This window comes from Paenibacillus sp. YN15 (genome assembly GCF_003285005.1).
Taxonomy (GTDB): Bacteria; Bacillota; Bacilli; order Paenibacillales; family NBRC-103111; genus Paenibacillus_AR.
This window is the reverse complement of record NZ_QMFA01000027.1, coordinates 52,364-64,519: the sequence shown is the minus strand read 5'-3', so window position 1 is coordinate 64,519 and position 12,156 is coordinate 52,364. Positions and strand designations below refer to the sequence as shown.

14 protein-coding genes are annotated in these 12,156 nt (G+C 52.7%); all 14 read right to left on the bottom strand.

Features of this window, described 5'->3' with window-relative positions; genetic code table 11:
* Positions 1-62: 62 nt before the first annotated feature.
* Complete coding sequence (locus DQG13_RS20055; protein WP_181592866.1) at positions 63-1,283, bottom strand: glycosyl hydrolase family 28-related protein; 1,221 nt, start codon at positions 1,281-1,283, stop codon at positions 63-65.
* 64 nt (positions 1,284-1,347) lie between these two features.
* Complete coding sequence (locus tag DQG13_RS20050) at positions 1,348-2,109, bottom strand: hyaluronate lyase N-terminal domain-containing protein (protein ID WP_113021557.1); 762 nt, start codon at positions 2,107-2,109, stop codon at positions 1,348-1,350.
* A gap of 15 nt (positions 2,110-2,124) precedes the next feature.
* Entirely contained in the window at positions 2,125-2,766 is a 642-nt protein-coding gene (locus tag DQG13_RS20045; protein WP_113021556.1) for a hypothetical protein, read from the bottom strand.
* An 18-nt stretch (positions 2,767-2,784) separates the two neighbouring features.
* Positions 2,785-3,570, bottom strand: coding sequence for a distal tail protein Dit (locus tag DQG13_RS20040; RefSeq protein ID WP_113021555.1), 786 nt, complete (start codon positions 3,568-3,570; stop codon positions 2,785-2,787).
* A complete protein-coding gene (locus DQG13_RS20035; RefSeq protein WP_113021554.1) occupies positions 3,570-7,109 on the bottom strand; it encodes a hypothetical protein in 3,540 nt (1,179 codons plus the stop codon). Before DQG13_RS20035 ends, DQG13_RS20040 begins: the two co-directional genes overlap by 1 nt.
* 294 nt (positions 7,110-7,403) lie before the next feature.
* On the bottom strand, positions 7,404-7,805 hold the full coding sequence (locus DQG13_RS20025) for a hypothetical protein (RefSeq protein ID WP_113021552.1): 402 nt from the start codon (positions 7,803-7,805) through the stop codon (positions 7,404-7,406).
* Positions 7,806-7,874: 69 nt separating this feature from the next.
* Complete coding sequence (locus DQG13_RS20020) at positions 7,875-8,414, bottom strand: hypothetical protein (protein WP_113021551.1); 540 nt, start codon at positions 8,412-8,414, stop codon at positions 7,875-7,877.
* A gap of 80 nt (positions 8,415-8,494) precedes the next feature.
* Positions 8,495-8,872, bottom strand: coding sequence for a minor capsid protein (locus DQG13_RS31920; protein ID WP_113021550.1), 378 nt, complete (start codon positions 8,870-8,872; stop codon positions 8,495-8,497).
* A 3-nt stretch (positions 8,873-8,875) separates the two neighbouring features.
* Positions 8,876-9,280: a hypothetical protein gene (locus DQG13_RS20010; RefSeq protein ID WP_113021549.1), complete on the bottom strand. Its 405-nt coding sequence runs from the start codon at positions 9,278-9,280 to the stop codon at positions 8,876-8,878.
* The gene (locus DQG13_RS20005) at positions 9,277-9,591 is read right to left on the bottom strand and encodes a hypothetical protein (protein WP_113021548.1); all 315 of its coding nucleotides are present in this window, start codon (positions 9,589-9,591) and stop codon (positions 9,277-9,279) included. Before DQG13_RS20005 ends, DQG13_RS20010 begins: the two co-directional genes overlap by 4 nt.
* Before the next feature lies 1 nt (position 9,592).
* The gene (locus DQG13_RS20000) at positions 9,593-9,991 is read right to left on the bottom strand and encodes a hypothetical protein (protein ID WP_113021547.1); all 399 of its coding nucleotides are present in this window, start codon (positions 9,989-9,991) and stop codon (positions 9,593-9,595) included.
* A gap of 16 nt (positions 9,992-10,007) precedes the next feature.
* Positions 10,008-10,250 (bottom strand): hypothetical protein, encoded by a 243-nt coding sequence (locus DQG13_RS19995; protein WP_113021546.1) that lies wholly within the window; start codon positions 10,248-10,250, stop codon positions 10,008-10,010.
* Between the two features lie 21 nt (positions 10,251-10,271).
* A complete protein-coding gene (locus tag DQG13_RS19990; protein WP_113021545.1) occupies positions 10,272-11,360 on the bottom strand; it encodes an SU10 major capsid protein in 1,089 nt (362 codons plus the stop codon).
* 72 nt (positions 11,361-11,432) lie between these two features.
* The gene (locus tag DQG13_RS19985) at positions 11,433-12,134 is read right to left on the bottom strand and encodes a phage scaffolding protein (RefSeq protein WP_113021544.1); all 702 of its coding nucleotides are present in this window, start codon (positions 12,132-12,134) and stop codon (positions 11,433-11,435) included.
* Positions 12,135-12,156 lie beyond the last annotated feature (22 nt).

Below are 12,156 nucleotides of genomic sequence, written 5' to 3'. Positions count from 1 at the left end.
ACCTGAAATTAGGGAGTTATGCATACTGAAAATATGTTGTGCATTTACTAGACAGTTTGGTCCTACAGCAGTTGAGCAGACAACGCTCCGGCGTTACTGACATAGATTCTATATCGCTTGGTACCATCCGGGGTTTTTACAATCAATCCATTTCCGCTGCCCGTAGTCTCCAAGTCGTTGCTAGACTTGAGGTTTGCAAAATCAAATGATCCGAAATGATGTCCGTCCTGCGTAACCCCTCTAAGGTTGGGGTGATCAGGAACAGCGCCGCCGTCACCTGTTTGGTAATTATAAAAGATGTTATCTCCAATCGTCCCGTACACTGCCACATCGTCACTGGTCGCCGAAAAATTGATAAATGTGTTTTGTGCGGGGTATCCGACTTGCTCCGTGCCATCGAAAATGACTGAGTATGCTGACCCGTTGTCTGCTCCTTGGCGGTAACAATTGATGGTATCAAACAGATTAGAGTCGCAAAATCCTAACAGCAAAGCCCTGCCGTTGGTGCCGCTGTATAGCAGATGTAGGTTGTGGAGTCTGCTCATATTGGTATCGCCGCCGTCAATGTCACCGGACAATTTAATGCAAACAGCATACGGACTATTACCAAGATTTATCCATCCGTCCGCTATATCGCAGGACATGTTATTTTTTGTGCCGGATACGGTCATGCTCGGCCACGAGTCCATTAGGATGCCGATTTGTGTGGTATCGCGTATTGCACACGGGCGATATTTAAAGCCCAAAGCATTTGTTGCACGGACGCCGATAGACGCCATCATGTTGCCATCCAAAGAAATGTCCAAAATTCTTGGGGCGTTGATCGGACCTCTTACATGTATCATTGGCTTTTCTGTCGATCCTATGTAACGGATCATAGTGCCAAAACCACCATCATATACTGCTGCTCCAGTGTTTGCAGCTCCGGCTCCTTGCAGAGTAATGGCATTTTGGGTGCTTACGGCGGATGCTGTACCGTTGCCGACATTCAGCGTGTCGGAAATTAAATAAATCCCTTTGGGGAAATACAAAACGCCTCCTGCATAACCCAGTGCATAGATGGCTGCCTGGATTGCGGCTGTATCGTCGGTAACACCATCGCCTTTGGCTCCGAAATCTTTGACATTGAGCACTAATTCGCCAGATGAGACCATCCTTGTGTTACCTCCAGATGCGTTGCCTACAAAAAATTCCTTTGTATCCGTACAGTACCCAGGCTCTCCGGGAGAGAGTGCAGGCAAAGCGACCTTCAGCCCGCGCTTAAATTGTATTTTGTTCGCCACTCCTAGCCCTCCTTAAAAAGTGCCTCCGTCAATAGTGTCGCTTCCAGTTAAATAGCCTTGTGCCTTAACAAAGGCAGTTGTAGCAATCTGTGTGCTGTTGGTTGACGTTACCCAAACCCACATCGCTGGCAGCAAGTGTGACGGCACCAGTCTTGCCCGCCACCGATTGTACCGGACTGGTTGGTGTGAGCAACTCCTGCCAGTTTGCAAGGGTGGAGGCTCCGGCGGTCCGCAGGATGTAACATTTGTTTAGATCCGTCCGGACTGCAATATCTCCCACCTCTGCGGTAAGCGCCAGCATGGCAGTTTGGTTCGCCACAACAAATGTGTCGGATATGGCGATGGCCGGAAGGATGCTGGAATCCAGTTTGCCTCCGGAGTCCAATACCGGAACATTGCCTGCTGCCGTGCCGGTATTTTTGCTTGCAGCCGTCCCAGCGTCTGTGATTTTTGCAAGCGTCAATGCCGGAATATCCGCTGCTGCAATTTGAGTTGCGGAGGTAACGCGCCCTTTGGCGTCAATTGTTACCTTCGTGTATGTGCCTGCCGTTGCTCCGCTGTTTGCCAATACCAAAGCAAGGGTTGCGTTTGCCGATCCGTCAAAAGATGTGCTTGCCGTGCCGTCTCCAGTAATAGCGATATTGCGCGCCGTAGCCAGCTTGGTTGCCGTTTCTGCTGCTGCTTGGTCAGGATTGAGCAGTACCTTGTCACCGCCAATACCGGCGTAAAGTTTTGCCGTGTCCAATACAAGTGCAAGTTCCCCCTCATCCAGCGTCAGCCCTGGAAGATTGGCGGCAAGGCCGCGCTTTATTTTGATTTTTGCCATGTGTATTGCGCCCCCTTAATATGTTCCACCATCTACGACTACGCCGGACGGGTCATTCCCGTCAAAGTCCCCGCCGTTGATTGGCATGTAGTCCAAGTAGTTCCTTAAATCCGCCAACTGCGCATCGACTCCGCCAAACCGTTCGCCTACGCTGCTATACGTTCCCCTCGCGGTAACAATCTCGCTCTCCGCCGCGCTAATCCTTCCGTCAGTTTCCGCGTACTCCGTGTCCAAACGCTGTTGCAACGTTGTATACGTCTCGCCGGATTCCGTATTATAGCGCGCTGTTGCCGCTTCCGGTCCGCTGTCACCGCTGATAACCGCCTGGTCAAGCGTAGTCTTCAGCGTATCGATAGCGTCCTTTACCGTATCCGCGGCGGTTACTTCGCCAGCATACGTAATATTCTCTGCCGGATGCGCTGTTTCAGATTCCGCATGTGCTTCGTCTGCTGCGATACGAGCCGCAATCTCCGCATTATCGTTCGCAATCCTAGCGGCTGTCTCTGCGTTATCATTCGCGATCCGTGTCGCAGTCTCGTCCGCTAACTCCTCGCTCAACTCCGTAAAGTTGCGGTTAATCTTCGGATAAGCTTGCGATAGTTTATCCGCAGGGGAGTGTCCGTTGTCTGCCCCGAGTATCAATTCGATATCCGCCATCTATTCGTCATCCCCTTGTTAAATAAACTTCGTCCGGAACTTAAACGTAATCGTCGCGTTGATTCCGGTTCCCCCAACGCTAACAGGCGTAATCCCCGCGGCTATCTCTCCGTAATTACCTCCGACGTTAACCGGAGCGCCCGCGATTGTACTCGCATAGCGCGCGAAATCGACTACGAGTGTCTGCGATGACATTGCGTTCGAGAACGTTAATGTTTCGCCACCGAGCGTCAGTGTCAGCGTAGTAAACGATCCGCTGATTTCGATAACGGGCTGAACCGGTTCGTACCCGAAGTTGTCGATATTAAACGTAGCCGGTCCGGTCACAGCGAACGAATACGTAGCGTCAACGCTGATATCCGTATCCACCAGCACCGCACTGTCTACGTCGATACTCTCGACAGAATACGTTGAATACCCGAAAGGGTCAGCGCAGACAAACGTAAATGTAAACTCGCCATATCCGCGGAAAAACTGTTCGATACCAACTCTACCGGTTAACTTCGCATAATACTGAACGTCTGGAACCTCGTCGAATATTAACGCTCCTGCTCCGTTAGAAACCGGAGACAACCACGCCATTATCTGCGATTGCCTCCGCTTCAGCGATACGGAATTGGGTGTCACATCGACCGTTACCGTAATCTCACGCGTTCCCCATTCGCTGCCATAATCGTAAACTCCGGCGCGTCCGTCCGCTTCCTCCGTATAGTTACGGATTTCCGGTGTGTTGACGGTATAGGACAGCAGGTTAACGCCGAACTCCGAACAGTGACGCCCTCTATACGTAAATCCATCCGGCATTATACGCCAACCTCCTGTCCTGCGGCCATTTTGCGAAGTATAGCCGCTGTTTCATCGCCAGCATTACGCTCGAATCCGGACCAATCCGCGCTATCCTCGAACGTTGCGCCGTTCATTTCGATCACCTTTTCGATATGCACCGTTGTCCCTCCGCTACCTTTTCCGCCAATTCCGCTTACGACCGATTGTATCTGCGCAGGCGTCAGCGTTACCTCACCCTGGCGTAAGATGGCGCGGAGTTCATCCGAAGCCAATCCGCTACCACTCCGGAACGACGATACACCCGCAATACCTCCGCTATGGAATAACGGAACGCCTCCGCGATACCATGTACCTCCGTAGTTGGTTGCGCCAATAGACGCACCGAGCGCTTGCGACTCCGCCTCTAACCTACGCTTTCCTGCGTCATCAGCCGTCCACCATGCATTAGCATTCGCTTTCATTTGGCGCAGGATCGACGCTTCATACGAAGATTGTCCGGAACCAGACGAGGACGATACGTTATTCAGCGTAGACATTTCGGATTTGAAGCGTTCCATTTCCGCCTTGATGCGTGCATTCGTCGTTACAAACGCTTGGAACCGGGAATCCTCGGTAGCAGCGTAAATCTGCGATATGTCTCCGCCAAAGTTTTCGATTGACGCCTTAATATCGCTGTACCACGACTCGATATCGTCCTTACGCTTATCCAGCGCATCCAGTTCGGAATCTCTGGCGTCCTGAAGCGCGGTCTTCTGATCCTCGACGTCCATTTTACGGAGTTCTTCGAGGAGTTCCGCATAGTGTTTCTGACCGGCCTCAGACGTAGCAAGTCGGTACTTTTCCGCTTCAGCCTCGATTTTGGATCGGTCGCGGACGCGTTCGGACTGGTCGAGCGCCTTCAGTTGCGCATCATAATAGTCCTTTACCGCCTGCTTGCGCTCATCCAGCGCCTTTAACTCCGCCCTCTTCTGCTCGTCGATTGCGTCGAGTGCGGCGTCCTTCGCCTCTTTAGCGGATTGCTCGCGCGATTCATCTGCCTTACGGGCAACCGCTTCCGCTTCCTTAATTAGCGTCATCCGAGCGGTATACAACGCCTTGTCCGCAGCCCTATACTCGTCGGAATCGGAATCATAGCGCGCCTTAACCCGCGTCCACGCGTCTAACTGCATCTGCGCCACTTCCGCTTCAGACGAACCCTTTTCGCGGAGCCTGCGCTCCTCCATTTCGATCCACTCGGCGGAATACTCGTACGCAGCTTTCGCGGCTTTTGCGGCATCCTCCGTTTTCGTAGCGTTGAGCGCTTTAACCTGGAGCGCTAGGGACCGTTCGTCTTCGATATTCTCGGCGAGATATTGCGCGTGTTTCTGGCGGATTTCTTCGATAGCTGCGATTTGGTCGTCCGCGGACTGGTCGTACATAGCCGCGTTATAACGCATCGTTGCGAGATCTTGCGCAAATAGATCCCGGCGAAGTTCCGCAGCAATTTCCGCAGCCGTCTTGCCGGTCTTCTTCGGACCACCCTCAGTCCCAGTTCCACCACCACCTCCGCCAGTCTTCGGGAGATAGTCGTCCCAGGTATTGGAATCGATATCTTTTATCATACGGCTTAACTCGATAAGAGACGCCTGCAACTCGTTCGACTTTTCCGTTTCTGCTTTAATCTGCCGTTGGGCCTCGTCGTTCAGGCGCTTACCCTCTGCGATGGCATACTCGCGAGCCTTACCGGTAAGCAGCGGATTAACCTTCGATTCATCAAACGTCGGCGCGTCTATAACCGACTTTTTCGTAGTGGTCGCTTCGAGGACGGCTTTCAATGCTGTGATCTCCGCTGTCGCCGCCTGAATCTTCGCCTTTGTTGTCTTCTGTAAGTCCTGAAGGTCTTGCTTGCGCAACTCCGCTTTCGTCCGGACTATCTCTCGTTCAGTTCTAATCTGAGCGTCGAGCAGGTCAGTATTCGTGATGATATACCGGCCTTCCTCGTCCATCTGAGCGATTACATCCGGGTATTGCTGCGCAAGCTGCTTCACAGTACTAGCAAGTTCCGCTTTCTGAGCGTCATTAAGTTTCTCAACGCGGCTCAATTCTTCATACTTCTTGCGCAATGCTTCAGTTCCGTTTGTCTGCTGTACCCTCTGTGCCAATTCGGTAATCGTGGACTTTTCTACCTGAACGCGTGCAGGAATGGAGTCCTCGTAAGCCTGGTTCATGCGCTGGAGCGCTTTTGACGCTTCGTCCGCATTCTTGAAGTCCATCTTACGCAGGCTGGCGTCAACTTCCTTGATCCCGTCGGCCAAATCAAGTGCGCGGTGCGTATTCTCAATACTGCCCTGGCCGGATTGCGCCTTGCGTTCGAGCGCGTTATATTCGTCCATCAGCTTATTACGCTTCTCCAGGATTCCGTTCAACGTGTCGATGTCGCCGCGCAGTCCTCGGATATCCTCCGCAGAACGTTTCGTAGCATCCTGCGCCAGTTTCGCGTTCAACACGTCCTGATTCTTCGCCCATTTCAGCGTAGATTCTGACGCGGCGTCGGACGCTACGACGTACGCAGTAACAGCGCCCGCAACAGCCGTAATCCCTGCGATTGCCCAACCGACCGGGCCGAGGCTTACTTGCAGTACGGACAACGCCGCAGATAACGTTCCAACCGCAGCAGCTACAGCCAAGAATGCGGCAGCGGCCGCAGTTAATCCGACGGTCATTTCCTTATTAGCGCTAATCCACGTTGTCACATCGGCAATAATCGGAGTCAGCGTTTCCATAAGCTTCTGTATCGCCGGTAAATACGCTTCGCCGAGTTCCTGCCGCGCAACGGTAATCGTCTGATTAAACACCGCCTGAGTACCGGCGTAACCTTGGAGCGCTGTATCTGCGTTACCGGCGTACAGTGTCGATTCCTTCATAATCTCGGAGTATGCCGCTTGCACCTTTTGTGCATCCGTCAATTTATCCGCAGTTGTTCCGATGGACTTCGCATAACGATCGTACATGACGCTAAGGTTCGTTGTAATACCGGCAGCATCCGTTAATTCGGAGTTACCGGATTTGATACCGCGGGTGACTTGCACAATCGCTTCGCCCCACGATAAATGCGCTTCGCGGTTATATGCGGCAGCGTCCGCAGTAGCGTAGATTAATTTCCGCGTCTCTTCGAGTCCGAGTCCGGACGATAACAGCGTTTTTACCGCGCTAGATGCCTCCGCCAGCGTCATAAAGCCTTTGTTGGCGAGTTCCTGCGCTAACCCCGTTGACTGTTCGATATTGACGTTTAAAGCCTTCGACACCTCCGCCAAGCCCTTTACCGCCATAGACGCAGCCTGCGCCTCGTCTGTCAGTGATTTCACCGTACGCGCAAGTCCGACTAACGCTTTTGATGCGCCAAGGGATACGAGTGCCCCCGCGATCCCTTCAAGACTTCTAGTGGTAGTCTTTGCGCTGGCGTCAACCTCACGCATTTGCTTCTTTGCGTTGTCCATTCCTTGCTTAAAGTTACCGACATTGAGCGTAAGTGTCGCCCTAATCGCGCCTACGTCCGTTGCTCCCATTCCGCTTGCCATCCGTTCACCTCCCTAGCTTATTACGTAATCTTGCGACCGCCTGCGGGTCATAGTCGTCTGGTTGCGCAGTTTCCTCGCGGGGTCCCGCCAACTCGTCGAAATATGCACGCAGCATCCGTTCATCCGCCATGTTTACGGCCAGCGTCGTACGCAGCGCTATAATCCGCTCATGCGCTACCTTCTGCGCGTGTCGGCGTAATATCAGCGGCAAATCGACCGCGTAGTATCCGTCGTATAACTCCGCCTGCGTGACGCCAAGTGTTACCGCTACGTCTACGAGCCATTCCGCCAGTGTTACGGGTTCTGCGCGCTCACGGCCGTCGTTTTCGCGAACCGGACGAACGCGGCCTGGAGCTTTTTTGCGGCTGCGGACAAATCGTTCTTTTGCGCTGTCTTCGCGATGAAATCCGTCAACTCCGTAAGCCCTGCGTTGTCTTTGATAAAGTCAGCGTCAAGGTCCGTAATAGCAGCGACAATCTTAACGGTTTCGTCGAGCGCCATGCCTGCGGCAACAACGAGGGTAGCTGTAAAATCTGCGCTACCTTTCGCGGCCAGTACGTTAACGATAAGTTGAGGAAGAGATTCGACCGTCTCAAACAGCGCTTCCCATTTGCGGATAGTCAGCTTCGGAATCTCGACGCGGGTATCTCCGAAGTAAACAGCGTCATTTTGCGTTTTATTAAATCGTGGAATCACGGTTATTTTCGCTCCTAATGCGCAAAGGCTGCGCGATTATGCGCAACCCTTACGCTGATATTTGCGTGCTTAGTCATCAACAGCGGTCTCGTCGCCGAATACGATAAGGTCGCCGGTAGCGTCGGGATAAGCGGTGAACGTTACGTTGGTAATCAATTCATTGTCGTAGCTGTAGGTGTAGTTCAGCGCCGGACGAGGCGCGGCTTTGAGCAGCGTGATAGCATCGTTCGCGGTAGAACCGGCTGCGAGCGGTTCAAGCTTTACCTTCTTCGCGTACTGAAGCAGGTCGATTACGTTGGTTGCGCTGACGACAACCTTCTGCTTCGTCGGAGTAGTTCCGTCAGTAACAAGCGATGCGCCCGGAATAATTGCGGCAAGCTTGGCAAGGTCGTACTCGGCAATCGGGCACGCGATAGTAGCAGTCCGGCCAGTTACGATTTCCTTTACCGGAGTGGTGCCGTATTGGTCGATATTAACGGCCCGTGTAGTTTCTTCGTACGTAAGCACGACGCCGCCCTGCGTGGTCTCGAAGATTACAGGCGACGTGCCTCCGACATCAAACGTTACTTTACACGGACCGAGCTTAATGTCCTCAGTGTTTGCGGCCATATTCAGTCTCCCTTTCGTTATTTTAGGCGCAGCAAAAACGCCAGAACCGGAGTCCTGACGTCTGCCTGCGCTTTATTGCGTCAATTCTGGAGAATCAACGTAAAATTCAGCGAGTATAACGGACGGTTAGCGCTATCTCTCCCGAGATACAGCGGAACCGGTTGATCCGCGAAGCAGGCGAGTATCTGCGTTGTCCCTATCGTAAAATTCTTCCGCTGATGATAATACGCCCATATCGCGTTGGCTTTCGCCTCTACCGTCGGTCCGTTGTTCTCCGCTCCCCTTACGACAACCTGAAAGGATGGCCGCAAGGTATTCGTCCACTCCGAGGGCTTCATTCCGCCACTCAACCGCACGTACGCCGAATCAGCAACGGACGTACTCGTGAACTCGTTGGCGTAATACGTGTACGGTACGGCGGCGTTTATATTCGATTTTAATTCCGCTACGGTAAACACCGGTTACGTCAACTCCTTCCGAATCTGATCCGTTGCGATTCGCATATAACGGTCATAGTTTTGTTTCAGCGGACGTTCAAGGAACTTCGGCTGTGTTCCGGGCGTTGTCGGGTCCGCATACGATTCGCCGAGTTCGTGTTGGTAGAGCGCGTAGTTAAACCGCTCGCCTGACGCAGATTGTTCCGTCACCGAATACGTTACGACCCCGGTAATCTCCGTCCCCTCTTCGTCAACACCGGACCAAGCCGTACTTCGCAACGTTCCCTTATCTAACGGCGCAAGATTACGCGAGTCGTGTAAGAGTGCATCCGCCGCGTCACCTAATCCGTTACGTACCGCTCGCCGTACGTTCTTCTCCGTCACATCAAGCATCCGCAGAAATGCGGTATCGTCGAACGTCAGACTCATACGTTAATCACCGTTAGGATTGGCTTTCCGCCGAGATTGCGCTTAACCTCGATCGATATCGGAATATACGTCCGCTCGACTCCGTTCTCGTCTACGTAAGCAATCCGGTCGGACAGCGTAATTTCCGCCAGCTTATCGAGATAAATCTGCGCGGACGATACGACGTCCTGACTGTTTGCGTTGCGGACGAGTTTGACGCCTTCTTGTAAGCGGCATTTAACGGAGTATGGCGTAGACGGCTGCGGGTCCCACGGATCGTCCGAACCAGGCGGAGTGACGATGATTTCCTGCTTCAGCGGTATAAGCGCCACGTTACATCACGCTCCACATAACGCCGCGCTTCGATAAGGTAACGCCGTTTTCCGCGCCAATGATATCGAGCGCAGTTTGCGGAATATATTTGCGCGTGCTTCCGCCTGGAATGTTAATCGCGGAGTCCTTATAGTTGAACGAAGCAACTCCGCTTAGCGAGAATCCGCTAACGCCTTGCTGCGCCAACCTTACGGAATCTCCGTATACCGTCGCTAACACATTCGCAAATTCGTACACCGCTGCGTCTGGTATCGTATACGACGGATAAAACTGCGCTAGGTCACGAGATGCGACGTTTACAATCCGTAGTTGTTTCGCCTCGCCTGCGTCGTTCCAGTCGTCAATATCGATACAATTTGCGCTAATGTACGTATTTGCGTCTTCTACCGTAATAGCCATGCGCTACACCTCCCGTTTATTTGGCGGAGGGCTTGCGCTTAGGCGCGGGCTTTACCTCCGGCGTCTCTTGCGGAATACCCGGTCCCGACTCCGCGTCCGTCTCCGCTTCACTGACGCGAGTTACGTCTGACATTGCGTCCAATACCGCAATCTCCGCTACGTCCTCCGTTACGTAAACTCCGTTAGAAAAACGCTTAAAAGCGCCGTCTACATAAAAGCCCAGCGCCGGATAGCGTTTAGATTCGTATGTTACCGTCATATTGCGTTAAACCTCCGTTTCTTAAGACAGACCTTTCAGGCGACCGTGAGCCTTCTCTTGCTCCAGTTCGAGCGTGTACTCTCCGATGATTTGGCCGGTAGTGTAGTCGCCCTTAGTGCCGAGGTAAGTGTGGGAGAACTCACGGGTAATCAACGGACGAATCTTTGCGCGGTTGGAGTCGAACAGGAACAACTCGTCGGAAGCCAGGTTTTGGTTAAGCACGATTTCAAACTCGCCGAAGTCTGTAACGATCTTGTCGACTACTTGACCGCGGGTATTCTCACCGCGAGTCAGCGTGATCTTGTTGGAATCGGTGCCAGACAGCGCAATCTTTTGTTTTGCAGCGACCATGATCTTGTAGTCACCTGCTTGTTTGAAACCGCCAGCGTCATAGATGCTTTGTGCCAGTGTATTAATAGCGGCAAGAGTCACAGCGCCGCCAACGTTGGTGACGTTAGTTGTAATAAACTGACGGATACCTTTCATTTGGCGCACCTGGCCGGATTCGTAGGAAACACCGTTAATCAACGCCTTTTCCAGTTGCAGGGCCAGTTCGAGCTGTTTCTTTTGCTTTTCGTATTCGTACAGGTTGTCGATACCGTATTGAGCGACAGCCTGTGCAGTACCAGAAATTTCGATAGAGTCTGTAAAGATTTGAGTAAGGTTGGACTTCCGTACACGAGCCTTGTAACGCGCCGCGCGAGCGTCGGCTCCTTCGGTACCTTCATCAAACAGGAACTCGACCTTGGCAGCGTTAGCAATCGCAGCAGCCGTAGTACTAGCGTAAGCGCGTGTAACAGTCAGCGTCTTGGTACCGGTGTTAATCGCGGAAACGTACAGCAGTTCCTCGCCGATTTTGATTACGGAGCCAACGCGGAAAGGTGTAACATCAGCGACAACAATCGCGGTGTCGTCAACCAGCGCGGATGCGGTAGTTACGGTTTCGTCCGGGAACATTTCGTCCTCATACCAAACGTGCTCAACGGCGGTTACAGCTTCGGAAAAGCCCAGAGCGTTCAGCAGCGGAGTTTGATGCGGATTCAAAAGCAGGATTTCGTCAACTACTGATTCCTTCTTACCAATCAGAGATGCGTTATAAACTTTAGCCATTTTCAAATATCCCCTTTGATATGTTTTTGTGTAATAAAATAAGCCGCCAATTACCCGCGACTTTGAATAACGTTATCTGTTTAGTTCGTCCTTTAGCGCCGAGTACGCCATGCGGTCCTCAATACGCCCGGTCCTGCGCGCTTTTTCCGCGGCTTCTTTCAGCAGTTGCTCTTTCGTCTTATCCGTAGGCTCACCGCCACCGCCTGCGCCACCAATTGGTTTGGGCTGCGTTTTCTCCGCCAAATACGGATTCGCCGCAACTAACGCCTCTACCGCTTCCTTAACGCCACTTACGTTACCCTCGTCATCTACGTCAGCCCCGCTCAAATCCGCCAATTTCAACGCTGCCGCAATCCGGTCGGCTGGTACGTTGGCCTCGCGCGCCAGTGTCCGGAATTCTGCGCTAATCAAGCGCTGATTGGCTGCGGTAACTTTCGCGGATACTGACGCTTCCGCTTCGGATGCTTTGCGCAACGCTTCGTCACGCTCCGCCTGTAACCGTTCTTGCTCCGACATTTGCGTCTTTTTCCGTTCTTCTTCCGCCTGTTCCAATGCGGTAAGCTTCGTTTTCAACTCGTCATAGTCAGCGTACTTCTTACGCTCTCTTCCGAGACGGTCCGCAATCAATGCGTCCAACTCCGCCTGCGTAAACGTCTTCTCCGGCTTAGGGTCCGGATCAGGCTGCGGATTGGGATCGGTGGGTGCCGGTGTTGGCTCCGGGTTAAACAGCGGCATGAATCTATCGGAAAATTGCGCATTCAAAAACGTTCTCATTTCGTTTCCTCCCGCGTTTTAG